Origin of the sequence: Microbispora sp. NPDC088329 (assembly GCF_040685655.1) — a bacterium.
GTDB lineage: Bacteria > Actinomycetota > Actinomycetes > Streptosporangiales > Streptosporangiaceae > Microbispora.
In genome coordinates this window covers 19,459-45,471 of record NZ_JBFBIP010000030.1, presented here as the reverse complement: position 1 = coordinate 45,471, position 26,013 = coordinate 19,459, and the positions used below count along the sequence as shown (strand labels likewise).

General features: G+C 70.9%; 21 protein-coding genes. 15 read left to right on the top strand and 6 right to left on the bottom strand.

The window, feature by feature from the left end; genetic code table 11:
• Window positions 1–67 precede the first annotated feature (67 nt).
• Window positions 68–2,404: a 5-methyltetrahydropteroyltriglutamate--homocysteine S-methyltransferase gene (metE, locus tag AB0O28_RS36225; protein WP_363647104.1), complete on the bottom strand. Its 2,337-nt coding sequence runs from the start codon at window positions 2,402–2,404 to the stop codon at window positions 68–70.
• 283 nt (window positions 2,405–2,687) lie between these two features.
• Between metE and AB0O28_RS36220 the strand changes: the two genes are divergently transcribed.
• Both AB0O28_RS36220 and AB0O28_RS36215 read left to right on the top strand, forming a co-directional pair.
• Window positions 2,688–3,197, top strand: a complete 510-nt coding sequence (locus AB0O28_RS36220; RefSeq protein ID WP_363647103.1) for a hypothetical protein — start codon at window positions 2,688–2,690, stop codon at window positions 3,195–3,197.
• 214 nt (window positions 3,198–3,411) lie between these two features.
• Entirely contained in the window at window positions 3,412–4,236 is an 825-nt protein-coding gene (locus AB0O28_RS36215; protein ID WP_363647102.1) for an SDR family oxidoreductase, read from the top strand.
• A 60-nt stretch (window positions 4,237–4,296) separates the two neighbouring features.
• On the opposite strand, the gene AB0O28_RS36210 is transcribed toward AB0O28_RS36215, so the two are convergent.
• The 3 genes from AB0O28_RS36210 to AB0O28_RS36200 all read right to left on the bottom strand — a co-directional run bounded on the left by AB0O28_RS36210 (window position 4,297) and on the right by AB0O28_RS36200 (window position 7,679).
• Complete coding sequence (locus AB0O28_RS36210; protein ID WP_363647101.1) at window positions 4,297–5,451, bottom strand: alpha-hydroxy acid oxidase; 1,155 nt, start codon at window positions 5,449–5,451, stop codon at window positions 4,297–4,299.
• On the bottom strand, window positions 5,438–6,859 hold the full coding sequence (locus AB0O28_RS36205; protein WP_363647100.1) for an MFS transporter: 1,422 nt from the start codon (window positions 6,857–6,859) through the stop codon (window positions 5,438–5,440). Before AB0O28_RS36205 ends, AB0O28_RS36210 begins: the two co-directional genes overlap by 14 nt.
• 91 nt (window positions 6,860–6,950) lie before the next feature.
• On the bottom strand, window positions 6,951–7,679 hold the full coding sequence (locus tag AB0O28_RS36200) for a winged helix-turn-helix domain-containing protein (protein WP_363647099.1): 729 nt from the start codon (window positions 7,677–7,679) through the stop codon (window positions 6,951–6,953).
• Window positions 7,680–7,813: 134 nt separating this feature from the next.
• Between AB0O28_RS36200 and AB0O28_RS36195 the strand changes: the two genes are divergently transcribed.
• Window positions 7,814–8,692, top strand: a complete 879-nt coding sequence (locus AB0O28_RS36195) for a ThiF family adenylyltransferase (RefSeq protein WP_363647098.1) — start codon at window positions 7,814–7,816, stop codon at window positions 8,690–8,692.
• Entirely contained in the window at window positions 8,689–9,681 is a 993-nt protein-coding gene (locus AB0O28_RS36190) for a methionyl-tRNA formyltransferase (protein ID WP_363647097.1), read from the top strand. Before AB0O28_RS36195 ends, AB0O28_RS36190 begins: the two co-directional genes overlap by 4 nt.
• Window positions 9,682–9,800: 119 nt before the next feature.
• Here AB0O28_RS36190 and AB0O28_RS36185 read toward each other — a convergent pair whose 3' ends face one another.
• Window positions 9,801–10,727: a MerR family transcriptional regulator gene (locus AB0O28_RS36185; protein WP_363647096.1), complete on the bottom strand. Its 927-nt coding sequence runs from the start codon at window positions 10,725–10,727 to the stop codon at window positions 9,801–9,803.
• Window positions 10,728–11,088: 361 nt separating this feature from the next.
• On the opposite strand from AB0O28_RS36185, the gene AB0O28_RS36180 reads away from it, so the two are divergent.
• From AB0O28_RS36180 to AB0O28_RS36130, 11 genes are all read left to right on the top strand, one after another.
• Window positions 11,089–12,285 (top strand): transposase, encoded by a 1,197-nt coding sequence (locus tag AB0O28_RS36180; RefSeq protein WP_363647095.1) that lies wholly within the window; start codon window positions 11,089–11,091, stop codon window positions 12,283–12,285.
• 128 nt (window positions 12,286–12,413) lie between these two features.
• Complete coding sequence (locus tag AB0O28_RS36175; protein ID WP_363647094.1) at window positions 12,414–13,235, top strand: SAM-dependent methyltransferase; 822 nt, start codon at window positions 12,414–12,416, stop codon at window positions 13,233–13,235.
• Between the two features lie 42 nt (window positions 13,236–13,277).
• A complete protein-coding gene (locus tag AB0O28_RS36170) occupies window positions 13,278–14,183 on the top strand; it encodes a LysR family transcriptional regulator (RefSeq protein WP_363647093.1) in 906 nt (301 codons plus the stop codon).
• A 551-nt stretch (window positions 14,184–14,734) separates the two neighbouring features.
• Window positions 14,735–15,172: a DoxX family protein gene (locus AB0O28_RS36165; RefSeq protein ID WP_363647092.1), complete on the top strand. Its 438-nt coding sequence runs from the start codon at window positions 14,735–14,737 to the stop codon at window positions 15,170–15,172.
• A gap of 169 nt (window positions 15,173–15,341) precedes the next feature.
• On the top strand, window positions 15,342–15,995 hold the full coding sequence (locus AB0O28_RS36160; RefSeq protein ID WP_363647091.1) for a hypothetical protein: 654 nt from the start codon (window positions 15,342–15,344) through the stop codon (window positions 15,993–15,995).
• Entirely contained in the window at window positions 15,995–18,433 is a 2,439-nt protein-coding gene (locus AB0O28_RS36155) for a glycoside hydrolase family 9 protein (RefSeq protein ID WP_363647090.1), read from the top strand. Before AB0O28_RS36160 ends, AB0O28_RS36155 begins: the two co-directional genes overlap by 1 nt.
• A gap of 13 nt (window positions 18,434–18,446) precedes the next feature.
• Window positions 18,447–21,176, top strand: a complete 2,730-nt coding sequence (locus AB0O28_RS36150) for a glycoside hydrolase family 9 protein (protein ID WP_363647089.1) — start codon at window positions 18,447–18,449, stop codon at window positions 21,174–21,176.
• A 66-nt stretch (window positions 21,177–21,242) separates the two neighbouring features.
• On the top strand, window positions 21,243–21,371 hold the full coding sequence (locus AB0O28_RS36145; RefSeq protein ID WP_363647088.1) for a hypothetical protein: 129 nt from the start codon (window positions 21,243–21,245) through the stop codon (window positions 21,369–21,371).
• 64 nt (window positions 21,372–21,435) lie between these two features.
• A complete protein-coding gene (locus AB0O28_RS36140) occupies window positions 21,436–22,977 on the top strand; it encodes a cellulose binding domain-containing protein (RefSeq protein WP_363647087.1) in 1,542 nt (513 codons plus the stop codon).
• 150 nt (window positions 22,978–23,127) lie between these two features.
• Window positions 23,128–23,706 carry a hypothetical protein gene (locus AB0O28_RS36135; RefSeq protein WP_363647086.1) on the top strand — a complete coding sequence of 193 codons (579 nt, stop codon included), beginning with the start codon at window positions 23,128–23,130 and terminating at the stop codon, window positions 23,704–23,706.
• 94 nt (window positions 23,707–23,800) lie between these two features.
• Complete coding sequence (locus AB0O28_RS36130; protein ID WP_363647085.1) at window positions 23,801–24,559, top strand: ribonuclease HII; 759 nt, start codon at window positions 23,801–23,803, stop codon at window positions 24,557–24,559.
• Window positions 24,560–24,605: 46 nt separating this feature from the next.
• On the opposite strand, the gene AB0O28_RS36125 is transcribed toward AB0O28_RS36130, so the two are convergent.
• A complete protein-coding gene (locus AB0O28_RS36125; protein ID WP_363647084.1) occupies window positions 24,606–25,934 on the bottom strand; it encodes a hypothetical protein in 1,329 nt (442 codons plus the stop codon).
• Window positions 25,935–26,013: the final 79 nt, after the last annotated feature.

The following is a 26,013-nucleotide window of genomic DNA, read 5'->3' as shown; positions in this document are numbered from 1 at the left end:
CGGCCCGCCCCTGCATGCTGTCGCCGGGCGGCCGGCGTAGGCGGGGCCGGCGCGAGGCGCGTATCCATCAGGCGTACCGGCCACGCAGACGCAACGCGGCCTCGACCACGTTGGCGAGCGCGGCCTCGACCTGCTCGTAGGAGCGGGTCTTCAGCCCGCAGTCGGGGTTGACCCACAGCCGCTCGGCCGGCACCGTCCGCAGCGCCCCCGTGAGCAGGTGTTCGACCTCGTCGACGCCGGGCACGCGCGGCGAGTGGATGTCGTACACGCCCGGCCCGAGCCCCCGGGGGAAGGCGCCGACCGCGCCGAGCAGCCGTCCCCGCGAGCGCGCCGACTCGATGCTGGTGACGTCGGCGTCGAGTGCGTCGATCGCGGCGAGGATCTGGTCGGCGTCCGAGTAGCACAGGTGCGTGTGGATCTGCGTGCGCTCGCTCGCGCCCGAGGTGGCCCAGCGGTACGCCGCGACGGCCCACTCCAGATACGCGGCCTGCTCGGCACGCCGCAGCGGCATCAGCTCGCGCAGTGCGGGCTCGTCGACCTGGATGACGCGGATGCCCGCCTCCTCCAGATCGCCCACCTCCTCCCGTACGGCGTCGGCGACCTGAAGGACCACCTCGCGGAGCGGCAGGTCGTCGCGGACGAACGACCACGCCACGATGGTCACAGGGCCGGTGAGCATGCCCTTAATCGGCTTGCTCGTCAGCGACTGCGCGTACCGCGCCCAGCGGACGGTGATCGGCTCGGGCCGCCGTACGTCGCCGTGCAGGATGGGCGGGCGGGTGCAGCGCGAGCCGTACGACTGGACCCAGCCGTGCCGGGTGACGGCGAAGCCGTCGAGGTGCTCGGCGAAATACTGCACCATGTCGTTGCGCTCGGGCTCGCCGTGCACGAGGACGTCCAGCCCGAGCCGCTCCTGCAGCGCGATCACCCGCTCGATCTCCGCTCGGACCATGCTCTCGTACGCCGCCTCGCCGATCTCCCCGGTCGCCAGCGCGGCCCGGGCCCGGCGCAGCTCCCCCGTCTGCGGGAACGAGCCGATCGTGGTGACCGGGAGAAGCGGCAGCTTCAGGTGCTCGGCCTGCGCCGCCGCGCGTACGGCGTAGGGAGCGCGGCCCTCCACCGCCCGGGACGTGTGCGAACGGTCGTACGCGGCGGAGTGCCCGGGGCCGGATGCGGCGCAGCTCTGCGCCGGGTGACCGCCGGACGCGTCGTGCCGTGGCTGGAGACGATCGGGTGCGTCGTTTCGCGGCGGCTGCCCATCGGGTGTGGCGGCGAGCAGGTGCGCCAGCTCGACCACCTCGGCGACCTTCTGCTCGGCGAACGCCAGCCGCCGTCGCAGCACGGGATCGAGGCCGGTCTCCCGCTCCACGTCGTACGGCACGTGGAGGAGCGAGCACGACGTGCTCACCGCGACCCGCCCCGCGCGCTCCCGTACGGCGAGCAGCGTGGCCAGCGCGCGCTCCCGGTCGGTGCGCCACACGTCGCGGCCCGACACCACGCCGGCGACGACGGTCTTGCCCGCCAGGGCGTCCACCCCGTGAGCCGTGCCCCGGACGAGGTCCAGGGCGACGGCCTCGACCGGCGTTCCGGCCAGCACGGGCAGCGCCTCACCGAGATCCCCGAAGAAGGAGGCGACCAGCAGCGCGGGCCGGTTTTCCAGCCGCCCCAGCCGGCCGTATGCCGTCTCGACCGCGGCCAGCTCGGCGGGGGTGCGGTCGGCGACCAGGGCGGGCTCGTCGAGCTGCACCCAGCCGACGCCCTCGGCGGCGAGTTCGGCCAGCAGGCGGGCGTACACCTCGACCACGTCGTCCAGCCGGTCGAGCGGCACGAAACCCTCAGGACTACCCGAACTGCCCGCGCTGTCTGAACTACCCGGAGTGCCCGGACTGTTCGGGGCGGCCTGCGCCAGCAGCAGGAACGTCACCGGCCCGACCAGCACCGGCCGGGTCTCCAGCCCCAGCGCGCGGGCCTCACGCACCTCGGCCAGCGGCTTGGCGGCGTCGAGGGAGAAGACCGTGTCCGGGCCGATCTCCGGGACGATGTAGTGGTAGTTGGTGTCGAACCACTTGGTCATGCGCAGGGGCGCGACTCCCTCGGCGCCGCGGGCCATCGCGAAGTAGGTCGCCAGGTCGTCGTCGCGCCGGTAGCGCTCCGGCACCGCGCCCAGCAGCACCGCCGTGTCGAGCACCTGGTCGTAGTAGGAAAAGGTGTTCGACGGCAGCCCCTCCAGACCGAGCGCGGTCAGCCGCCGCCAGGTGTCCTCCCGCAGCCGCCGCGCGGTGGCCTCCAGCTCCTCGCGGCCCGTGCGGCCCTCCCAGTACGACTCCAGCGCCCGCTTCAACTCCCGATCCGGCCCGATCCTCGGATACCCAGGCACGGTCGATGCGGGAAAAGACGACGTCATCACGACTCCTCGTTCGTCAGACAGGACGCCCCGCATCCTCCCGGCGCCGACCTCACCCCCGCCCGATCTATCGGCCGTGCTTATGAATCACCTCGATGTCGTCCTGATTGGCCGCAGGCATCGATAAGCCGCGAACACCGCCGAGGGGCCGGGAGAAATCCGGGTTCGGCGGTTTGGCTGCGACAACCAGTTGTGGCCTGCGGCGAACTTTCCCGGCCGGGCGGCACTCCAACACGGCATGAACAATGGTCACAGAGGAATCCGCGAGCACAGGGTGGCTCGGGTGGCACGCCCGGCCGTCGCGGCGGCGCTCGCCGCGGGGATCGCATTGACCGGCGCCACGGCGGCGAGCGCGGCCGCGACGTCCGCCGACACCGCCACCGGTGCGAGCGGCACGCTCGGTCCGTACGGCTACGGTGGGGTACGGCTCGGGATGACCCTCAAGCAGGCCGAGGCGACCCGCAAGATCGTGAAAAAGCTCGACGAGGGTCAATGCTCGGGGTGGGATCTCAAGGCGCACCCGACCGGTCGCGACAGCGTGGGCCTCCACATCTCCAAGAAAGTGGGCGTCGCCCTCATCCAGGCGCCCAAGGGCGTCAAGACGCCCGAGGGCATCCAGGTCGGCTCCACCATGAAGCAGGTCAAGAAGGCCTATCCCCGGCTCGACACGACGGGCAACTACCCCGTCGCCGTCGTTCCCGGTAACCCGAAAGCCCTGTACTACTTCCTGTCGAACCGAGGCAAGGTCTACGAGTTGGCTCTGGCCCTGAAGAACCAGGACTGCACCAACTAGGCCCGGCCGTTCCCGGCGGCTTGCCGGGGTGCTGGTCGAGCAGAACCGGCCGACGGTCACGGTTTTCGCTCCCGCGGGCCCGCGAGATCGGGCCTGCCGTCCGTCGGACGGGGGAGCCGTCGTCCGGCCTCACCGAGGACGGGTCTCCGCACGGAGACCCTCCGGGCGGAAAATCCGTGGCCGGGGTCGCGCGGTGGGTGCCAGACTGATTGCGGTGATCGATCCTCGACTGACTGGCCGGGTGGCGCTGGTAACCGGGGCAAACCAGGGCATCGGCGCGGCCACCGCGCTGGCGCTGGCCGCGTGCGGGGCGGCGGTCTTCCTCACCTACAAGCGGCTCGACCCGGCCGAGCACACCGGAGACCCGGCTTTCCCCGATGCCTACGGCAAACTGCGGGCGCAGGACGCCGGGGAGGTCGTGACCCGGATCCGATGGGAGGGCGGCCGGGCCGAACAGGCCGAGGCCGACCTCGCCGACCCGACCGTCGTCGGCGACCTGTTCGACCGGGCGGAGGCGGCCCTCGGCCCGGTCGAGATCCTGGTCAACAACGCCAGCGGCTGGCTGGCCGACTCCTTCCTTCCCGATGCCCGCGACCGCTTCGGGCGGGAGCTGCGACCGGTCGACGCCGGCTCGTACGACCGGCAGTTCGCCGTGGACGCGCGGGCACCGGCCCTGCTGATCGCGGAGTTCGCCCGCCGTCACGTACGGCGCGGCGCCACGTGGGGGCGGATCATCGGGCTCACCTCCGGCGGACCTGCGGGATTCCCCGAGGAGGTCTCCTACGGCGCGGCCAAGGCGGCCCAGGAGAATTACACCATGTCCGCCGCGGCCGAGCTCGGCCGCTACGGGATCACGGCGAACATGGTCCGCCCGCCCGCCACCGACACCGGGTGGATCACTCCGGTGGTCGAGGAGGCCGTCCGCGCGGCGAGCCCGCTGGGGCACGTCGGCACGCCGGAGGAGATCGCCGAGGTGATCGTCTTCCTGGCCTCGCACCAGGCGCGTCACATCACCGGGCAGATCATCGCCATGTCGTAGACAGTGCCGAGCACGCACCCGCTCATGACGCGGGCCTGCCGGCGCGCGCCGCCGCAGCGGTCATCGAGGCCCGGCGGCCGGGGTGACGACGTCGCGCGGCACCGCCGCGGTGTCGGCGACGCCGGTCAGGCTCATGTCGAGCCGCAGTTCGTCGAGGAGCAGCCGCAGGACGTCGCCGACGCCCTGTTCACCGCCGGTCGCGAGGCCCCACAGATAGGGGCGCCCGATGAGGACGGCTCCGGCGCCGAGCGCGAGGGCCGTGAGGATGTCGCCGCCGCCGCGGACGCCGCCGTCGACGTAGACCTCGATGTCGTCGCCCACCTCGTCGCGGATCTCCGGAAGGGCGTGGAGGCTGGGGCGCTCGCGGTCGAGCTGGCGGCCGCCGTGGTTGGAGACGACGACGGCCGGGATGCCGAGATCGGCGGCACGGCGGGCGTCCTCGGCCCGGCCGATGCCCTTGAGCACGACGGGAAGTGTCGTGGCCTCGGCCAGGCGGCGTACGTCGTCCCAGGTGGTGGTGGGATTGAAGTTCCGCTCGAAGAACGCGGTGAGCGTTCGCCCGGAAGGGGGTCCGGCCTGCCGCACGGCTCGGCGGCAGGCGGCCTCGAGCTCGACGGGCCGCACGTCCGGCGGGGGCCGGAAGGCGTTGCGCTCGTCCCGGAGCCGGCGGCCGGGACAGGGGGTGTCGACCGTCAGCACCAGGACGCGGGCGCCCGCCTCCTCCGCCGCCCGCACCAGCTCCGAGGTGACGCCGCGATCGCGGTGCGGATAGAGCTGGAACCAAACGTCGCCGCCGGCGCGGGCCAGGTCGGCGAGGGGGACCGACGACAGGGTGGAGACCACGAAAGGCAGGCCGGCCCCGCGGGCGGCCCGCGCCGTGGCGAGTTCGCCGTCCGGGTGGGCGAGCCGTTGCAGCGCGGTCGGGGCGAGCAGGAGCGGGGCGCTCGCGGCCCGGCCGAGCAGGGTGGTCTCGGTGCGCGGGCAGGAGACGTCGACCAGCACCGACCGGACGAACCGCCACGCGTCGAAGGCGGCCTCGTTGTCGCGGGCGGTGCGCTCCCGTCCGGCGGCTCCGTCGTAGTAGTCGAACACCTCCCGCGGCAGGGCACGGGCGGCCCGCGCACGGAACTCGGCGACCGTGCGGGGCGGGTGAGCCTGCGGCAGGGCGCGGGCGCGGCATCCCGCCACCCTGCGCGGCGGGTCAGCCTGTGGCATCGCGCTCCTTCCGGTCCTCCAGGCCCGGCACCGTACGGACGGTGATGACGATCGCGGCGATCCACAGAAGGGCCGACAGCGCGCCGGTCCATCGCAGGCCGGCGGTGAACGTCTCGCCCCCGGCGGGGTCCCCGACCATCGCGCCGAGGACGGCGACGCCGAGGGCGCCGGCCGCCTGCCTGGCGGTGTTGTTGACGCCGGAGGACAGGCCGGGGCGAGACGGTGGACCCGAGCGCAGCGCCGCCGCGACCACGGACGGGGTCAGCAGGCCCATGCCCAGACCGACGCCGAGGAGCGGGGGAATGAGCACCGCGTAGGGGGCGTCGGTGGTGACCAGCAGCAGGCAGGCCGCGCCTGCGGTGCCGAGCAGCAACCCGCCCAGCATGGGGAGCCTGGGCCCGTAGCGGGCGGCGATCCGCCCGGTGAAGGGCGCGCACAGCGCGAGCGGGGCGAACAGCGGCAGCAGCATGGCGCCCGCGGACAGGGCGTCGTGATGGCGGACACCCTGGAGATACAGGGTGACGACGAAGACGAGGCCGATCCCGACGAAGTTCATCAGGGCCGCGACGACGTTGGCGCCGACGAAACCGGAGCCGCCGAGCAGGGACGGCGGGAAAAGGGGCTCGGGGGCCCGGCGCTCCCACCAGACCAGGGCGACCACGCCCAGCACGGCGACCACGGCGGCTGCCACCGTCTGGGCGGAGACGCCCGAGTGGCCGTACGCGATGGCGCAGTAGGTGAGGGCGAGCAGGGCGACGGCGGCGGCGAGCACCCCGGGGACGTCCAGCCGCCGGCCGGGGGCGGGCTCGTCCCTGCGGACGCGGCGGAGGGTGAGCACGATGGCGGCCGCGACGACGGGCAGGTTGACGAGGAAGACCGAGCGCCATCCCGCGGCGGTGACGAGCACGCCGCCGAGCACCGGGCCCGCGGGCAGCGCAAGGGCGGAGACCCCGGCCCAGATGCCGAGGGCCCGGGCCTGCTCCGCGCGTTCGGGGAAGGTCTGGTTGACCACGGCGAGGGTGCTGGGCAGCAGCAGCGCGGCGGCGAAGCCCTGCAGCGCGCGGGCCGCGACCAGCGTGCCGATGCCGGGGGCGAGGCCGCACAGCAGAGATGCCGCGCCGAAGAGCGCGAGCCCGGCGACGGCCACGGTGCGGTGCCCGAGCCGGTCCCCCACGACTCCGGCGGCGAGCAGGCAGGCGGCGAGGACGACGGTGTAGGAGTCGACGACCCACTGCATACCCGGCAGGCCGGTGTGCAGGCCCGCGCCGATGTGCGGCAGAGCGACGTTGACGACGGTCACGTCGAGTTGCACGAGGAACATGCCGGCGCACATCACGGCGAGGATCGTCCCGCGCCCCTGGGGCGCCGTGCCCTGGCTGGGGGTGATAGGAGTTCTCGTCGATGACATACCTCATCGTTACCCGCGGTGAGTTCGGCCGGCGCCGAAGTGTGGCCGGAACGGGGTTTCCGGCGCCCCTGTGACGCCGGCTTTCGGCGGATCAGCTCCCGCGTACGGCGTCGAGGGTGTCGTCGTCCACGGGCAGGGTGGCGGCGAGGCCGTGCACGCCGGCGTCGGTCAGCACGAGGACCCGTTCGCGGGGTCTCCTGCGGCGGATCCAGCCACGGTCGAACATCCGGGCGGTCAACTCCGCCCCGAGCGCGCCGGCGAGGTGATGGCGGCGGGCGGTCCAGTCGACGCAGCCGCGGACGAGTGGGCGGCGGTCCTGTGCCAGAGGTGCGCAGCGGACGCCGAGGGGCGGGTCGGCGTCCCATGCCTCCACGTCCACGTGCAGCGATCCGTCGTCGTCGTGCAGCAGACCCCGTTTGCGCAGGGCGTCGGTGACGGCGACGCCGAGGCGTCCGGCGAGGTGGTCGTAGCAGAGGCGGGCTCGGGCGAGCTCCTCCTGGCGGCGTACGGAGCGCAGGGAGTTGGGCGTGCGCTTCGGGGCGAGGACGGCGAGGGTCTCCAGGGCGGGGCCGACCAGAGGATTGGCGATGCGGTAGTAGGTGTGCCTGCCGCAGCGCTCGGTGGCCAGGAGGCCGTTGTCGACCAGGCGGGCCAGATGCTCGCTCGCCGTGGATTTGTTCACGCCCGCGATCCTGGCCAGCTCGCTGGCGGGAAGGCGCAGGTCGTCCATGAGCGCGGTGATCATCGTGGCCCGGGAGGACTCCCCGAGAAGTGCCGCGACACGAGCGATGTCGGGGCCGTCGACGACGGTTCGGTCCATGCCGAACACACTGCTCGCTAGGTTTGCCATTAAACGCGACAAAAGACGCGCATTCCTTCGGGATTGCGGGTCAGAACGAGATCGACCCGACAGGAAGACACAACTCCTACTCGACAGCGAGGTGAGCAATCATCATGTCGGTAAACGTGACTCGGTATCGCGGAGAATACGACGACAAACTTTACTGGGAAAGGGTCGACCGCAATCTCGGCTGGCTCGGTAACACGCCCGAGGAGCAGCGGGCCAGGCAGGAGAGGCTCAGAGACGCGGTCATCGGCATCGTCGGAACCGGCGGCATCGGCGGCGCGGTCGCCACGCGGCTGGTGCGCATGGGCGCACGCAATCTCAAGCTGGCCGATCCCGACGAGTTCGACATCAGCAACATCCAGCGGCAGCTCGGCGCGTCCCTGGAGAACGTGGGACGCAACAAGGCGGAGGTCGTCGCCGAAATGGCGTTCGACCTCACCAAGGACGTGAACATCGACGTCTATCCGCAGGGAATCACCCCGGAAACCGCCGAATCCTTCATGGACGGCTGCGACTACGTCATGGACCAGATGGAGTTCTACCAGGTGAGAAACCGGTACGCACTCCATCGCGCGTTCCGGGCGAGTGACCGCTGCCGGTTCATGTTCAAGATTCCGACGGTCTCCCACAAGGTGTACGTGTTCACGTACACAAAGGATTCCATGCCGATCGAGCAGGTCTACGACCTGCCGGAGGACACTCCGATCACCGACGAGGTCTCCCGGCGGCTGATGGAGCGGATCATCCCGGAGATGCCGCCGTTCCCGGACAAGGCGATGCTCGACTCGTGGTTCGTCGAGATGCAGCGCATGCCGATCTTCGGCGCCTGCCCGCCGCTGGCGGAGGGCATCCTGGTGGAGCGGCTGGCCCAGGAGATCATGGACATCCCCGGCCGCACGCCTCTGCCGCCCCAGCCCGGGTACGCGGTCTTCGACTCGCTCACGTGGAAGGCCGAGATCGTCGAGCGCGCGTGGTGGGCCCGATGACGCGGCCGACGAGAATCGTCCTGCTCTCGGAGGCCAACTCCAAGTTCGGCGCTCCCTTCCTCACGGACCTGCTGACCCGTCCGGACGTCGAGGTGGCCGGCCTGCTGACCCGGCCGCCGGGCACGCTGTGCAGCTACTACCTCGGCGAACCCGACCCGGTGGACCTCGCCGAGCAGGCGGCGCGGGCGGGGGTGCCGGTGCTGCGCCCGCGGAGCGTCAACGACGCGGAGACGGTCGCCGCGCTGCGGGACCTGTCCCCCGACTACCTGCTGATCGCGAACTTCCAGCAGATCCTGCGTGAGCCGGTGCTGGCCGTGCCACGGCACGCGGTGGTCAACTTCCACCCCAGCCCGCTGCCCAGGTACGCCGGTCTGTCGCCGTTCTTCTGGATGGCCCGCAACGGCGAACGCGACTCCGGGGTGACCGCGTTGATCACCACGCCCGGCATCGACGACGGCCCGGTGCTCGCGCAGCGGCCCGTACGCCTGACGGGCACGCAGACCTCCGGGCAGATCCGGGACATCCTGTTCGCGGAGTCGCGGCGGCTGCTCCACGAGGTGGTCCCCCGCCTGGTCGCCGCGGACCTGTCGGCCACCCCGCAGGACCTGCGCTCGCGCAGTTACTTCTCCAAGCCCCGTCCGGAGGACACGGCGATCGACTGGACGCGGCCGGCCGAAGAGGTCATGCGGGTCGTCCGCGCCTGCAGTCCCCAGCCGGGGGCCCTGATCTCGGGAGAATCAGGGGCCCGGGCGCACGAGGCACGGGTGCTGCCGCACGACGAGCAGCCGGGCCCCCTGGCCGACCCCGGCACCGTACGGTCCGACGTGCGGCACGGGCTGATGGTGGCCTGCGCGGACGCGTGGATCCAGCTGCTGTCCCTGAGCTGGCATCCCCAGCCCTCCGAGCGCGTCGCCGACGGGCACGCCGCGCCGTCCGCGCGGGTGTGGTCCGGCCGGCTGGCCCAGGCGGTGGCCTCCGGCGGCAGGTGAGGCGATCCCCCGTCCGGTGGCCGGGACGAGCCCGGCCACCGGAGAAGGCCTGCGCCCGCGCCGCGCGAGGGCCGGCCGCCGCGACGGCGGCCGGGCGGCGCGGGCGTCAGGGATGGGCGTCAGGGATGGGCGCGGAGAGCCTCGAGCAGCCAGGCGAAATCGTCCGCGTGGGACGGCTTGGGCTCCCGGCCGTTGATGACGGCCATGAGATGGCGGTAGCGCTCGGCCTCGGCGAACAGGCCGGCCTCCAGGCGCTCCCTGACGGCCGCCCGGCCCGCGGCGTCCATGTCGCCGAGCAGGCGGGTGACGACCTCGGCGGCCTCGGGCGAGTCCGGGCGCACGCCGTCCTCCCGCGCCCGGCCCACCTGCCAGACGACCTTCTTGACGAACCAGGCGAAGGCCCCCGGCTCCTGACCCGCCCGGCCGCGCTCCTGGCCCGCCCGGCCGCGGCTGTTGTGCTCCACCATGTCGCGCATGCGCCGCCGGAAGCCCGGGTCGCGTACGAGCCCGGCGAGCTCCACCCAGGCGTCCACCTGCTCGGGCGTGGGGTCGTCGGGCAGGCCGGCCTCGGTGTGCCGCATCCTGTTCCTGAGCTCCGGGTCGGCGTCCAGGCCGCCGAACACCTCGTCGACGAAGTCCTCGATGATGCGCCGCCGCTCCTCGGCGGACAACCGTGCCAGATCGTGCAACCGTTTCATCTCCTCCGTGCCGGACCGCCGCCTCGCGACGGTGCTGAGCACCGCGCGCCGCAGCCGCAGGGTGCGGATCTGCGCGTCCAGTGCGTCCACGTGGACGGCGGCGACCTCGGCCAGGGCGGCCCTCCGCTCAAGCACCCGGCGTACGTCGTCGAGGCCGAGGCCGAGTTCCCGCAGCGTCTTGATGAGCTCGAGCCTGGCCACGGCGCCCGCGTCGTAGAGGCGGTAGCCTCCCTCGCTCCGCCCGGCCGGCGGCAACGCGCCGACGTCCGACCAGTACCGGATCGTGCGCACCGGCATCGCGGTGCGGCGGGAGAGCCACCCGATGGTGAACAGCCCCTCGTCGTCCATCAGAACCTCGGCAGGGGACCGTCGCCTTCAGGCGACGGGGGACTGCCGTCCCTGACTGGTTTTGTCTCCGGGCTCATCGCGAGTTCCTTTCACCGGTGGATGAGATGGGCGGTGCTTTCATGGTCATCGTGTGACTCCTCGGGTGCGCGCCTGCCCCGGGTGCGGCGTATGACCTCGGGCACCACGTGGTCTGGTGTCCGAAGTGCCGCCGTCCCGTTCCGGGTGGCCGGGTGGAGGCCCGCTGTGCGGAGCTGATCCGCGGCCTGCTTCGGCTGACCGGTGATTCCGCGTTTCCCTCCGTCCAGGTTTTGTCGGCGCCTTCCAGTAGCGTGGTGACCTGATCACTGAACGTAAGCGCAACGTGGAGGTGGGTGTGCGCCGGTCGTTCACATTCCTGCTGCGCCCCACGGTCAAGCAAGCCGCCTCGCTAACCGCCTGCCTGGAGGATCACCGGGTCCTCTACAACGCCGCTATGGAGCACCGGCGCACCGCCTACCGCAAGGCGGGCGTAAACGTTCGCTACAGTGACCGGTCGGCCGACCTCAAGCACATCCGCGCCGATGACCTCGCCGGTCAGGGCCGGTGGTCGTTCTCCTCTCAGCAGGCCACGCTGCGGCGATTGGATACGGCGTTCGCGGCGTTCTTCACCCGGGTCCGCGAGGGCCGCACACCGGGGTTCCCGCGGTTCAAGGGGCGCGGCTGGTTCGACACGGTGACCTGGCCCAAGGACGGGGACGGCTGCCGGTGGGACTCCCAACCCGAGCACCCCACGGCGACGTTCGTCCGCCTTCAGGGCGTCGGGCACGTCCGGGTGCACCGGCACCGCCCCGTCAAGGGCCGGGTGAAGACGATCAGCGTCACGCGGGAAGGAACCCGCTGGTATGTGATCCTTTCCTGCGACGACGTCCCCGCCGAGCCGCTTCCGCAGACGGGCGCGGCCGTGGGCCTGGACATGGGCGTGGCATCGCTGGTCACCACCAGCAACGGGGAGCCTCTGGCCAATCCGCGCCACCTGGCCTCCTCCGCCGGCCGTCTCGCGGCGGCCCAGCGGGCTCTGGCCCGCAAGAAGCGCGGGTCCAAGCGGCGCCGTAAGGCGGTGGCGAGGGTGGCGGCACTGCACGCGAAGGTGCGCAGGCAGCGCCTGGACTACGCGCACAAGCAGGCGCTGACTCTGGTCCGAGCGTATGACGTGATCGTGCATGAGGACCTGCGGATCGCGAACATGACCCGCAGCGCGTCTGGCACGATCGAGGCTCCGGGGCGGAACGTCGCGGCCAAGTCGGGGCTGAACCGGAGCATTCTGGACGCGGGTTGGGGGGTGTTCTTGCGTGTGCTCGCGCATAAGGCTGAAAGCGCTGGTCGCGAGCTGATCGCAGTTGATCCCCGCAACACCTCCCGCACCTGCTCGCGGTGCGGGCACTGCGCGAAGGACAACCGCCTCACCCAAGCCCAGTTCGCCTGTAGGGCGTGTGGGCATGCCGCGCACGCCGATGTGAACGCGGCCAAGAACATTCTCAGGGCAGGGCTTGCCCTTCGCGACGCTGCGGAAGCGGCCTAGCGAGAAGCCGCTCCCTTCAGGGAGCGGAGGAGTCACGGCCCCGAGTCTGGACCGTCCAGCGGCTGGAGACTCAAGCCCCGGAATCGGCCTATCGTATGTAACGATCACCGCGACGGCAGGAGGACCGGGTGGGCGAAGGGTCGGCGGACGGGTCCGGCGAGGAGCACCGTCCCAAGCTCGACACGAGCGTGCCGCACTCGGCACGCATCTGGAACTACTTCCTGGGCGGCAAGGACCACTTCACGGTCGACCGCGAGCTCGGCGCCCAGATCCGGGAGGCGTACCCCGGCATCGTCGACATCGCCCGGCAGTCGCGCGGCTTCCTCGGTCGGGCCGTACGGCACCTGGCGGGCGCGGAGGGCATCCGGCAGTTCCTCGACATCGGGACCGGCCTGCCGACCGCCGACAACACCCACCAGGTGGCCCAGCGGGTGGCGCCGGAGTCCCGGATCGTGTACGTCGACAACGACCCCCTGGTGCTGGTGCACGCCAACGCCCTGCTGACCAGCAGCCCGCCCGGCGTGACCGACTACATCGAGGCCGACGTGCGCGAGCCGGACAAGATCCTGGAAGCCGCGTCGAAGACGCTCGACTTCGGCGAGCCCGTGGCGCTCATGCTGCTGGGGATCATGGGCCAGGTGCTCGACGACGAGGAGGCGTACGGGATCGTGCGTCACCTCCTGGACGCCCTGCCGTCCGGCAGTCATCTGGTGTTCGAGGACGGCACGAAGGTCGTCCTGCCGGAGGCGGCCGACGAGGCCGAGCGCATCCGCGCCGAGGGAGGCGACCCCTACCGGCTGCGGACGCCCGAGCAGATCGCGCGCTTCTTCGACGGTCTCACGCTGCTGGAGCCGGGAGTGGTGTCGGTGTCGCGGTGGCGGCTCGAACCCAGCACGTTCGGGGAGGCGCCGGAGGTCGACGCGCTGTGCGGCGTCGCCCGCAAGCCCTGACCTCCGTCGCGGCCCGGCCCTCCGATCTCCCCATACTGGAGCGTGGACTCCGGCCCGCCGCTGCGTGACATCGGCTGTTTCGCCGTCGTCGCCCGGCATCTCAGTTTCTCCCGCGCCGCCGCCGAGCTGGGCGTCTCCCAGCCCGCCGCGAGCCAGGCCGTCGGCCGTCTCGAGCGCACGCTCGGGGTCCGCCTTTTCGAGCGGACCAGCCGGGAGGTCCGCCTGTCGCCGGCCGGCACGGCGCTGCTGCCGTACGCCGAGGCGTTGCTGGAGTCCGCGGCCGCCTTCTCGGCCGAGGCGAGGCGGCTCGCCGCGCCGGAGGGCGCCGCTGTCCGCCTGGCCTATCCTCCGCCGGCCGGCGGCCTCGCCGCACGGATCGCCCGCCGGATGGCGCACAGAGACCCCCCGGCCGAGGTGCGGCTGCGCCCGGCCGGCCGGGCCGCCGCCCTGGCGGCCCTCGCCGGCGGCGAGGTGACCGCGGCCATCCTCGCCGCGCCCTTTCCGCGGGAGCTGACCACCGCCGCCCGTTTCCACGTGCCGGTCGGCCATCTGGCCGTACCGGCCGGTGACCCGCTCGCCGGTCTGCCCCGCCTGCAGCCCGAGCGGCTGGCGCGGCACCGCGTCCTGGTGCCGCGCGAGCGCCCGCCCGGCGGGATGTGGGCGCGGCTCGCCGCCCGCGTCGGTCCGCACCGGCAGCACGTGGTGGCCGACGAGATCGACGACTTCGCCGCCGCGCTCGACCTGGTCGCGGCCGGCGTCGGCCTGCTGCCCACTCCCTCCCTGGTCGTGACGTCCGTACGCAGGGACGATGTCGCCTTCGTTCCCCTCGACTCGGGCGACCTCCACCTGACGTACGCGCTCGCGTGGCGGGACGAACGGCTCTCGCCCGGATCGACGGCCTTGATGGCACTGGTGCGGACGGCACAGGAGTGCCTGTGGACGAGGTAGCCGCGGGCACCCCACGGTGATCCGCGAGAAAGTTTCACGCGGTCCCCGGGGCGGGACACTCCGCGACCGGGGAAAAGCGGCAGGTGACCGGTGCGTCGCCAGTCGTTTGCCGACGCGATGTCTGATTAGCTGACAGAGAATTACTTGAACACTTGACTATGAGCGCCGCCATGAGCATTCTTGGTTGTACGCCGCCCCGCGTATTCACCGCCGAATAAGCGAGGCCGGCACGCATGGTTCACCGGCGAACCGTCGAAGCCAACAGCGAAGACGCTGCTCATTTGAGGCTTTGACCAGTACTTCTGGGTCTTTTGCCCGCATGCCCGCGCGGCCTCCTGCCGTCGGGCGTCCAATTCGCCGACAATGTGAGCCACGGAACCATGGAAATGACGGCCGATTTACCATGCCCTGACTTCGAATAGGCGACGGCCGGAGTTTTCCGTTTCCCTTCCGCCGGATCCGGATTTTCCGGCGCGTTCTCATCGGCCGGCGGGATCGCACCCGCGTACGCGGCGCGGCCTGCCCGGCAGGCACGACAAGAAGGTGATCATATGAAAACGGACCAGATCCGCGGACCAGTCCTCTCGCTCTTCCGCATCGTGACGGGGCTGCTGTTCGTCTGCCATGGAGCGGCGACGATCTTCGGTGTGCTGGGCGGCACCCGCGGAACCGGCCAGGCCATGGCGTTCGGCACGTGGCCGGGCTGGTGGGCGGCGGCCATCCAGCTGGTCTTCGGGACGCTCGTCCTCCTCGGGCTGCTCACCCGCGTCAGCGCACTGCTCTGCTCGGGCTCGATGGCGTACGCGTACTTCACGGTCCACGCGCCGCAGAACCTGTTCCCGATCCAGAACGGCGGTGAGGCGGCGGCCATGTTCTGCTGGTCGTTCTTCCTCATCGCGGTCTTCGGGCCCGGTGCCTGGGCGCTGGACACGCTGATCCACCGCATGCGCCACCACGAGGTCGAGACGTACGCGCCCGCGCCGGCATAGCCACCACGCCGCCGCCCGTAGGGCGAACTCGAGCGCCGGGTTGGGCACGACCCGCGCGTGTGCCGCCTCGCGGCCGGGACCTGCCTCATCGCCGGAGGCAGGTCCCACGCGTGCCGACGTGAACCTGATCGGCCCCTCGTCCGACTGTGCATGGTGACGGAAGGACGAGATGACCGAGGAGCCACGGCTGTCGGCGCGGGAGATGATCGAGCGGCTCGAACCGGCGCTGTCCCGCGCCAGGCGCGTCCGGGCGGTGACGTCGCTGCTGTCCGGTCTTTCCGGCACGGCGTTCATGACCGCCCTGTGGGGAGGCGAGCCCGGCCCGCTGCCCGGCGGCACGCAGGTGGTGTTCGCCCTTCTCATCGTGGCCTGCCTGGCCTGGGCGGGCTACGGCGGATGGCTGCTCATGTGCCGGGTGCCGCTGTTCGCCACCGACCGGGTGGTCGCCGCGTGGATCGCCCTGGCCTCCTCACTCGCCACCACCGCGGTCCTGGCCACGCTGGCAGTCCGGCGCGGCACCGGTGCGCCGTCCGCTCGGCAGGACGGCGCTGCCCGTGGTGACCCTGGTCGTCGCCGGAGTCCCCGGCGGGTCCGCTCATGCCGGCGCTCCGAACACCGCGCCGAACTGAAAGTTTCAGCTCCGCGACATGCCCTCGGCCGTCCTGACCTGGCCGGTACCGCTCCGTCACCGGAACGCGCTTGGACCGCGCCACCTCGCGTACGCACCATCCGGGCGGGAGCCCTCCCGAGATCGTCCCGCCCGTTTCCGGGCCGGCCCCGCACAGCCGGGGCCGGTCCGTCGTCCTATCCGAGGGGCACGTGATGCGACTACCGCGACGGCTGCTGAGCGCGAGCACGGCGGCGGCACTGGCCGGCGCCCTGCTGGCCGTCACCTCGACTTCCACCCCCGTCTCGGCAGCGAGCTTCAACTACGGCGAGGCGCTGCAGAAGTCGTTCCTGTTCTACGAGGCGCAGGAGTCGGGCCACCTGCCGTCCACCAACCGGGTGACCTGGCGGGCCGACTCGACCGTCAACGACGGGAAGTCCGCCGGGGTGGACCTGTCGGGCGGCTTCTACGACGCGGGCGACCACATCAAGTTCGGCTTCCCGATGGCGTCCGCGACCACCACCCTGGCCTGGGGCGGCGCCGACTACCGGGCGTCCTACGAACGCTCGGGCCAGTTGCCCTATCTGCTGAACACGCTGCGGCAGTCGAACGACTACTTCATCCACGCCCATCCAGAGCCGAACGTCCTGTACGTCCAGGTCGGCGACGGCGGCGAGGACCATTCCTATTGGGGAGCACCGGAAACCGTCGAGGCCAAGGGCCACAAACGGCCGGTTTACAAGATCACCGCGTCGTGCCCGGGCACCGACGTGGCGGCCGAGACCGCCGCCGCGATGGCGGCCTCGTCCGTCGTCTTCCGGCAGACCGACCCGTCGTACGCCGACACGCTGCTCAGCCACGCCAAGCAGCTGTTCACGTTCGCCGACACGACCAAGGGCACGAACGGCCGCGACACGGCGTACGTCAACTGCGTCAGCGCGGCGCAGGGCTTCTACAACTCCACCGGCGAGGGCGGCCAGGTCGAGGGCGCCACGAAGATGTATTGGGACGAGCTGGCCTGGGCCTCCGTCTGGCTCTACCGGGCCACCGGCGCCGCGAGCTACCTCGACCGGGCGCGCGAGTTCTACCCGAAGATGGGCAGCCAGGAGGACCCGGGGAGCAACGGGCAGCAGGTGCCCGTCTTCAACTTCGGCTTCGGCTGGAACGACAAGCAGTACGCCGTCTACGAGCAGATGGCCGAGCTGACCGGCGAGCAGAAGTACAAGAACGACGTCCAGCGCTATCTCGACTACTGGACCGTCGGATACAAGGGCAAGAAGGGCACGATCACCCCGGGCGGCCTTGCCTACATCTTCTACTGGGCGTCGCTGCGCATGGCCGCCAACACCGCCTTCGTCGCGATGAAGTACGCCGACTTCCTCGGCTCGGGCGACCCGCTCTACGCGCGCTACCACGACTTCGGCAAGCGGCAGATCGACTACGCGCTCGGCGACAACCCCCGCCATTCCAGCTACATGATCGGCTTCGGTACCAACCCGCCGCGCAACCCGCACCACCGTGGCGCTCACGGCGCCTGGACGAACGCGGGTCCCGACAGCGAGCCCGCGGTCAGCAGGCACATCCTGTACGGCGCGCTGGTCGGCGGCCCGGACGGCACCGACGCCTACACCGACAGCCGCGGCGACTACGTGAAGAACGAGGTCGCGCTCGACTTCAACTCCGGCATCACCAGCTCGCTCGCCGTCCTCTACGGCACGTACGGCGGCACGCCCCTGGCCACGCTGCCCCGCGAGACGCCCGACGGCCCGGAGTTCTCTCTGGACCCGGCGATCACCCACACGACGCGGGAGACGGCGGCCAAGACCTTCGTCATCAACAAGTCGGCCTGGCCGGCGACCGTGCTCGACAAGGCGAAGTTCCGCTACTACTTCACGCTCGACGGCTCGACCACGGCGAGCCAGGTCACGGTGAGCACGTCCTACACGCAGTGCAAGCAGCCCACCGGGCCGCACCTGCTGGAGGGCAGGACCTACTACGCCGAGGTCGACTGCACCGGGACGCTCATCTTTCCCGGCGGCCAGTCCGAGTTCCGCCGCGAGGTGCAGCTCCGCATCGGCGTGGCCGACGGCGCGACGTGGGACCCGTCCAACGACTGGTCGGCCAAGGGCGCCGACCACATGACCCTGTACGGCAACGACGGCCGTCTCCTCTGGGGCACGCCGCCCGGCGCCGAGCCCTCGCCCGGCGTCTCGCCGTCGATCTCCCCCTCGGCGTCCCCGTCGGCGTCCCCGTCCGCCTCGCCGTCCCCCTCACCCAGCCCGTCCCCGTCGCCCAGCCCGTCTCCGTCGCCCGCGGTGTCGCCGTCTTCCTCGCCGAACGGCGGGTGCGCGGTGACGTACGCGGCCAACGACTGGGGCGGCGGGTTCACCGCGACCGTCACGATCACCAACACCGGCGCCACCGCGATCAACGGCTGGACCCTGAAGTTCGCCTTCCCCGGCACCCAGAAGATCAGCCCACCCGGCTGGTCGGCCACCTGGACCCAGACCGGAACCAACGTCACCGCCACCAACCTCGACTGGAACCGCACCATCAACCCCGGCCAGTCCACCCAGATCGGCTTCCAGGGCACCTACACCGGCGCCAACCCCAAGCCCGCCGCCTTCACCCTCAACGGCACCACCTGCTCCTGAGATGAGGCCTCCGATGAGACTGCTGTCCCTGGGCGGGGTGGCCGCGGTGCTGGCCGCCCTGCTCGTGCCCGGCTCCACGCCCGCGCAGGCCGCGGGGTCGTACAACTACACCGAGGCCCTGCAGAAGTCGATCTACTTCTACGAGGCGCAGCAGTCGGGCAGGAAGCCCGGCTGGAGCCGCGTCGAATGGCGCGGCGACCGCACGCTGAACGACGGCAAGACGGCCGGTGTGGACCTGTCCGGCGGCTGGTACGACGCGGGCGACCACGTCAAGTTCGGCTTCCCGATGGCGTTCACCACGACGATGCTGGCGTGGGGACTGGTCGAGAACAGGACCGGGTACGGCACCCAGCTCACGCCGATGCTGAACAACCTGAAATGGGCCACCGACTACCTGATCGCCGCCCACCCCGAACCGGAGACGTTGTACGTCCAGGTGGGCGACGGCAGTGTGGACCACGCGTACTGGGGTCCGCCCGAGGTGATCGACATCAAGGGCATGGCGCGGCCCGTCTACAAGATCACGCCGACCTGCAAGGGCACCGACGTCGTCGCGGAGACGGCCGCCGCGATGGCCGCCTCGGCCATGGCCTTCCGGCAGACCGACGCGGCGTACGCGGACACGCTGCTGACCCACGCCAAGCAGCTGTTCACGTTCGCCGACACGACCAAGGGCACGAACGGCCAGGACACGGCGTACACGAGTTGCGTGCCGGGCATCTCCGGCTACTACAACTCCACCTGGGAGGGCGCCGCCGACCACCCGGGCGCGACCAAGATGTACTGGGACGAGCTGGCCTGGGCGGCCGTGTGGCTCTACCGGGCCACCGGCACGGGAAGCTACCTGGACAAGGCCCGCGAGTTCTACCCGAAGATGGGCGGCGAGCCCGACGTGGGCCAGGGCGCGGGCGGCACCACCGTGCCCGCGTACACCTTCGGGCTGGGGTGGAACGACAAGGAGTACGGCGTCTACGCCCTGATGGCGACGCTCACCGGAGAGCAGAAGTACGCCGACGACGTCCGGCGGTACCTCGACTACTGGACGGCCGGATACAAGGGCAAGAAGGGACCGGTCACCCCCGGCGGCCTGGCGTACATCTTCAACTGGGCCTCGCTGCGCATGGCGCTGAACACCGCCTGGGTGGCCCTCGTCTACGCCGACCACCTCGGTCCAGGCGACCCGCTCTACGCCCGCTACCACGACTTCGCCAAGCGGCAGGTCGACTACGCGCTCGGGGACAATCCCCGCCATTCCAGCTACATGGTCGGCTTCGGCGCCAACCCGCCGACGCACGTCCACCACCGCGCGGCCAGCGGCCAGTACCTCGGCTACATGAGCGACACCACCGGACCGAATCTGCACGTCCTGTACGGCGCGCTCGCCGGCGGCCCGGACCAGACCGACGCCTACACCGACAGCCGCACGGACTACGTCCGCAACGAGGTGGCCATCGACTACAACTCCGGCATCACCAACGTGCTCGCGCGGTTCGCCAAGGAGTACGGCGGGACGCCGGTGGCGGACTTCCCCGCGCCGGAGGAGAAGTACCAGGAGATCCGCGCCGAGACCGGCAACGTCTACACCGGCGCGGACGGCACGTCCATGACCGTCACGATCACCAACACGTCGAACTGGCCGCCGCGCGTCCTGCAGGCCGGTAAGGCGCGTTACTACTTCACGCTCGACGGCTCCACCTCGATCTCCCAGGTGAAGGTCACCGGCGGCGACAGCAACGGCTGCGCGGTCAGCGGGCCGACGTCCGCCGGGGACCGCACCTACTACGCCGAGGTGGACTGCACGGGCAAGCCGATCTACCCCGGCGACGCCCAGCTCTACAAGCGGGGCACGCAGCTGCGGATCTCGGTGCCGAACGGCGCGACCTGGGACCCGGCCAACGACTGGTCGGCGTCGGCTGCCTCTCACGTGCCGGTGTACGACGGGAACACGCTGGTCTGGGGCACCCCGCCGGAGGGCACGGCAAGCCCCTCGCCGTCCCCCAGCCCATCACCCTCCCCCAGCCCCTCGCCGTCATCCTCGCCGTCTCCGGTGGACACCACGCCGCCGAGCGCGCCCACCGGACTGAGGGTCTGCGGGGCGGACTTCGCGAACGCGGTGCCGATGTGCTGGACCGCCTCGACCGACGACACCGGTGTCGCGGGCTACGACGTGTATATGAAGCAGGGCACGGGCTTCGTCAAGATCGGCTCATCGACCACGCCCCTCTACGTCGCGGAGAGACTGGTCGCCGGCACGAGCTACACCTTCTACGTCGTGGCGCGGGACGCCGCGGGCAACACCAGCCAGCCCTCGGCCACGCTCACCGCGACCGCCCAGACCGGACTGCCGACATTCAGCCCCTCGCCCAGCCCGTCCCCGTCGCCCAGCCCGTCCCCGTCTCCCGCGGTGTCGCCGTCTTCCTCGCCCGGCGCCGGGTGCGCGGTGACGTACGCGGCCAATGACTGGGGCGGCGGGTTCACCGCGACCGTCACGATCGCCAACACCGGCGCCACCGCGATCAACGGCTGGACCCTGAAGTTCGCCTTCCCCGGCACCCAGAAGATCAGCCCACCCGGCTGGTCGGCCACCTGGACCCAGACCGGAACCAACGTCACCGCCACCAACCTCGACTGGAACCGCACCATCAACCCCGGCCAGTCCACCCAGATCGGCTTCCAGGGCACCTACACCGGCGCCAACCCCAAGCCCGCCGCCTTCACCCTCAACGGCGCCACCTGCTCATGACGTCGACCCGCGGCACGGCCGTCCTACGCGGACGCGCCGGGCCGCCCCGTACGGGAGGTGGACGACATGCCCCTGCACAGTCTTCGTACGATCGTCGCGCTGCGCACCGCCGGCACTCCGGGCTTCGACGCCCTCCAGACGGAAGGCGACCCCGCGCCGACCGCCTTCACTCTGAACGGCACCACCTGCTCGTGATCCCTCTCACGAACGGCCCGGCGCGCGCCGATGCGCCGCGCCACCCAATAGGAAGGTGAATCACATGCACGTCAACGGTCTCCGTGCCGCCGCCGCCCTCCTGAGTGCCGGGCTCGCGCTCGCCGCGGCGGCGACACCCGCGGCCGCCCGCGTGGCGCGGGCCGAACCCGTGGACACCACCGCACCCACGGCCCCGCCGTGGATCTCGATCTGCCCGCCCCCGGTGCCCACGCCCCAGTCGAGCCCGAGCTCGCTCCTTCCCAGCCCCAAGACCACCCCCACCTTCCCCACCCCCAAAGCCAGCCCGAGCTCGCTCCTTCCCAGCCCCAAGACCACCCCCACCTTCCCCACCCCCAAGGCCGCCGTACCGCTGTGCTGGGGCCGCGCGCTCGACGACGTGGGCGTCGTGAGCTACGACGTCCAGATGAAGCAGGACGGCACGTTCGTCACAATCCAGAACACCACCTTCACCGGCGTCTCGGTCTCGTCCCTCGTCCCGGGGCAGAGCTACACGTTCCGGGTGATCGCCAAGGACGCGGCGGGGAACACGAGCCCGCCGTCGGCCGAGTACACCGCGGTCGCGACGGTCTACACCGGAACGGCGTCGCCCAGCCCTTCGCCGACACCGCCGGCACCCGACCGGACCCCGCCCACCCGTCCCGAGGGGGTGGAGCCGTACTCCGCCTACGTCAACGGCGCAGCCGGTCTGACCTGGACGAAGTCCACCGACAACGTCGCAGTCTCCGGGTACGACGTGTATGTCTGGATCGACGGCGCCTTCACCCGCGTGAACCCGAGCTTCTCCCCCTCCGGCGACAACGTCGTCGCGGTCGTGAGCGACCTCACCCCCGGACGCGACTACCTGTTCTACGTCGTGGCGAAGGACGCCGCGGGCAACCTCAGCGCGCCCTCCGACCTGGTCCGCCAGCGCGCGATGGTCGAGCCGCCCGCCGCCAGCCCGAGCCCCGGGACCGGGACCGACACCACTCCGCCCGGCACACCGACCGGACTGACCGTCATGGGCGGCATCTCCGTGCCCAACGGGATCGCCCTGGTATGGAACACGGTCAGCGACAACAGCGGCGTCCCGCCCCGTTACGACCTGTTCCGGCGGACCGACCACGGCTACGCCTACGAGGGCGAGAACGCCACCCCCCGCGACATCGTCACCGGCCTCGAAGGCGGCCGGTCGTACACCTTCCAGGTCGTCGCCCGCGACACCGCCGGCAACCTGAGCGCTCCCTCGGCGCCCTATGCGGCCGTCGCGCAGGCATTGCCCCCGGCTCCTTACTGCGACGTCTCCTACAGCACCCAGACCTGGCCCAGCGCCTTCAACGCCAACGTGAAGCTGACCAACACCGGCAGCACCGACATCGACGGATGGAAGCTGGCCTTCTCCTTCCCGCTCACCACCCAGCAGGTCGCCTCCGGCTTCAACGCCAAGTGGACGCAGACCGGCAGGGACGTCACCGCCGAGAACCTCGTCTGGGACAAGACCATCAAGCCCGGCCAGTCGTTCTACATCGGCTTCAACGGCAAACAGTCGGCCGGCAACCCCTCCCCGACCGCCTTCACCCTCAACGGCCACGCCTGCACGATTTCCTGACCGCCCCCGGCGGCCCGCCCGCGCCCTCCGGGACGCGCCGGGCCGCCGGTGGCCGCGACACCACTCTCCCGCACCGTCCTCAACGGATCTGTCATACCTGGCTTACCGTCGCTCTTCGGACATCGACGACGACAGGAAAGGAGCAGGCCGATGGACATGACGCGGGCACTGCCCATGGAGAGTCAGTGGGACCTCCTGGACGAGTACGGCTTGAACGCCCACTTCGATGCGGCCTGGATCGACACGGAGGACATGGAAGAAATCGTTCGGCGCTTCCGCGCGGACCCAAGCTCCGGAATTCCTTGTGATCTCGACAGGGCATGCCACCTGGCTCAAGATCGCGGACAGGACAGCCTGGTGTGGATCGGGGCGCACTCGCCGGGCTGGTCTGTCGCGCTCACCCTGGGCGGCGCTTTCACCTTGCGAGAGGAGGCCAGCGCGGGAGGAAGGATCATCATCGAATACTGGCATATGGCCGAGCTGGGCGAGATAGGCGATGAGGCAATCACCTATCACCAGGACGGGGAGTACATGGGCGCAGTGGGGACGGAAGGGTTTCAGGAATACGTACGCGATCTGGACGCCCGCACTTACACCGGCTTCCAGGAGGAGGTGGAGATGTACCTCATCTGCGCGGGACGGGTCACAGGCCGTTTTCTCGACCATGACTGGTTCGCGACGCCGCGTGTTCTTTACCGCGTTCCCAGGGAAGCGTGGCCTCGGCGGTGAGTTCGATGTCGCAGGAGAGAACCATCCCTTCGTCCGCCTGACCACCGTGGCCGCGGTTGCTCCGGATCTCGTGGTTGCCTGAAATGATGGCGGGATGACCGACGCGCTGCCCGGCCTTGACCCCCTCGAGCCCGCGCCCGCCGTCCCGCCACGGCGGGCCGCGGGTTACGAGATCGAGGACGAGCTGCGCGCCGCCGGTGCGGTCCACGTCGCGGGCGTGGACGAGGTCGGCCGCGGCGCCTGGGCCGGGCCGGTCGTCGTCTGCGCGGCCGTCACCGTCTTCGGCCCGCCGCCCGAGCTGCCGGGCCGCGGGCAGCGCACGGTCCGGCTGACCGATTCCAAACTGCTCGGCCCGGCCCAGCGGGAGGCGTTCGCCGCGGTCCTGCCGGACTGGCTCGCCTGTCACGCGTACGGCGAGTCGAGCCCGGAGGAGATCGACGAGGCCGGCATGACCGAGGCGCTACGGCGCGCCGCGTGCCGGGCGCTGGAGGCCCTGCCGCTGCGGCCCGACGTGGTGCTCCTCGACGGCGCGCACGACTTCCTCGGGCGGCCGTGGCGGGTGCGGTGCGAGGTCAAGGCCGACCAGCGCTCGGTGTCGGTGGCCGCCGCGTCGGTGCTGGCCAAGGTGCACCGTGACCGGCTGATGGCGGAGATCGGCGAGGAGCATCCGGCGTACGGCTTCGCCGCCAACGCGGGCTACCCCTCGCCCGTCCACCAGTCGGCCCTCGCGGAGCTGGGGCCGACGCCGCATCACCGGCTGTCGTGGTCCTACCTGGACGATCTCCCTCAGTGGCGGCATCTGCGCAAGCACCGCGACCCGCTCGCCGGCTCCGGCCAGATGACCCTCCTGTGACGCCCGTCCCGTCGGCGTTCACAACGAGCAGTCCCGGCGCTGGGCGTCACGTCTTCATGTCGAAGGGCAGGTTCTTGAAGGGAGCGTGGTCGGGCCAGGTGTCCTCGTCGAGCCTGCCCAGGGTGTAGCCCTCTTGCAGCAGCCTGCTCACGAAGTAGCGCGCGATGATGGCGTACACCGCCTCGGTCGGGTGCGCCAGGTCGCTGGTCGTGATGCGCCTGCGCATGTCGGCCGGCACCGGGTCCTGCGCCGGCTCCGGGTGGAGGCCCGGGTTGTAGAAGGGGCGCACTCCCTTTTCCTGGGCCTTCTTGGACAGCTTCCAAACGCCCAGGTTCGCGCTGACGTAGTCCATCCACGCGCTCATCCGCACGAGGTGGACCTGCCCCTGCTTGGGCGCGGCCGGCCCGTCCGGCCACTTGTCCACGAGGCTCTCGAGCATGTCGTTGTAGCGCCGGATGACGGGCTCGATCGACTGCGCCTGGGAGATGAACGTGGGGTCTCCGAGGCCCTCCATGAACCGGATGGCGTTGTAGACGCTCGGCAGGTCGATCAGGATGAAGTGGTTGTCATTCCTTCTGGCGACGCTGGGCTTGCGGCCCTTGTCGCCGGGCTCTGTGTTGATCAGCTCGACCAGGGACTGGATCTCCGCCACGGCCGGAAAGACTCCGACGCCCTTCACGAGATCGTTCGGGTAGGTCGTGCTCCATGACAGCCACGATTCGTACTCGTGCGTGCCCGGCACGCTCTTCGTCTTGGCCGGGTCGTAGTCGGGGCGCAGCGCCGTTACGAAGTCGTTGAGCCCGATCCAGATGACGTGCATCGTCGGGCCGCCGAACGACTTTCCCAGCATCTCGCGTTGCGTGATGTGGTCCTCCACCTGACCTCTGAGGTAGGTGAGGGCTCCGAACTTGGGCGCCCAGTCGGTGGTGACGATGGAGCCGCCCATCGCGTAGTTGACGTATTTGATCTCCGGCGGTTTCTCCTTCTTCTCCTCCTCCTCGTCCTCCTTCTCCTTGCCCTTACCCTTCGCCTTCCGCTCGTTTTCCAGCATCTGGAGGTATTCGTCCAGATCCAGTGGGGGCTTGGGCTGGACCGGCCTGTCCCAGGACTCGACCCCGAGGACGGAGTAGCCCGACAGAGTGCGGTAGTTGGTGGACTTGCTGATCGCCAGGTCGCGGTTTCCCCACATGAGCGTCTCGCCGGTGGACCACTCGACGACGAAGTCGGTCCAGTTCTTCCCGTCGCTGAAGCGGCCCGTTTCGTTCACGCGCATCGCGCGGGAGAGCCGGCCGAGCTCTCCGGTGGGCCACAGCCATTTGTTGCCGATGTCGGACATGCTGTCGCCGAGAATTACGAGGTTCTTGATGTCGACCATTGTCTCCCCAGGGCTGGAGGGTCATTGCCGCTGAACCGTGCGGAGACATCTCCCGGGCGCCTACGTGAGGCCGGACGAC

Bases quoted from the DNA above. Each gene is read 5' to 3' on its own strand.
- AB0O28_RS36145 (WP_363647088.1), top strand. From the start codon at position 21,243: ATGCCCCTGCACAGTCTTCGTACGATCGTCGCGCTGCGCACCGCCGGC.
- AB0O28_RS36205 (WP_363647100.1), bottom strand. From the start codon at position 6,859: ATGTCATCGACGAGAACTCCTATCACCCCCAGCCAGGGCACGGCGCCC.
- AB0O28_RS36190 (WP_363647097.1), top strand. From the start codon at position 8,689: ATGACGCGGCCGACGAGAATCGTCCTGCTCTCGGAGGCCAACTCCAAG.
- AB0O28_RS36195 (WP_363647098.1), top strand. From the start codon at position 7,814: ATGTCGGTAAACGTGACTCGGTATCGCGGAGAATACGACGACAAACTT.
- AB0O28_RS36140 (WP_363647087.1), top strand. From the start codon at position 21,436: ATGCACGTCAACGGTCTCCGTGCCGCCGCCGCCCTCCTGAGTGCCGGG.
- metE (WP_363647104.1), bottom strand. From the start codon at position 2,404: ATGACGTCGTCTTTTCCCGCATCGACCGTGCCTGGGTATCCGAGGATC.
- AB0O28_RS36150 (WP_363647089.1), top strand. From the start codon at position 18,447: ATGAGACTGCTGTCCCTGGGCGGGGTGGCCGCGGTGCTGGCCGCCCTG.
- AB0O28_RS36130 (WP_363647085.1), top strand. From the start codon at position 23,801: ATGACCGACGCGCTGCCCGGCCTTGACCCCCTCGAGCCCGCGCCCGCC.
- AB0O28_RS36165 (WP_363647092.1), top strand. From the start codon at position 14,735: ATGAAAACGGACCAGATCCGCGGACCAGTCCTCTCGCTCTTCCGCATC.
- AB0O28_RS36125 (WP_363647084.1), bottom strand. From the start codon at position 25,934: ATGGTCGACATCAAGAACCTCGTAATTCTCGGCGACAGCATGTCCGAC.
- AB0O28_RS36155 (WP_363647090.1), top strand. From the start codon at position 15,995: ATGCGACTACCGCGACGGCTGCTGAGCGCGAGCACGGCGGCGGCACTG.
- AB0O28_RS36210 (WP_363647101.1), bottom strand. From the start codon at position 5,451: ATGCCACAGGCTGACCCGCCGCGCAGGGTGGCGGGATGCCGCGCCCGC.
- AB0O28_RS36200 (WP_363647099.1), bottom strand. From the start codon at position 7,679: ATGGACCGAACCGTCGTCGACGGCCCCGACATCGCTCGTGTCGCGGCA.
- AB0O28_RS36185 (WP_363647096.1), bottom strand. From the start codon at position 10,727: ATGGACGACGAGGGGCTGTTCACCATCGGGTGGCTCTCCCGCCGCACC.
- AB0O28_RS36160 (WP_363647091.1), top strand. From the start codon at position 15,342: ATGACCGAGGAGCCACGGCTGTCGGCGCGGGAGATGATCGAGCGGCTC.
- AB0O28_RS36135 (WP_363647086.1), top strand. From the start codon at position 23,128: ATGGACATGACGCGGGCACTGCCCATGGAGAGTCAGTGGGACCTCCTG.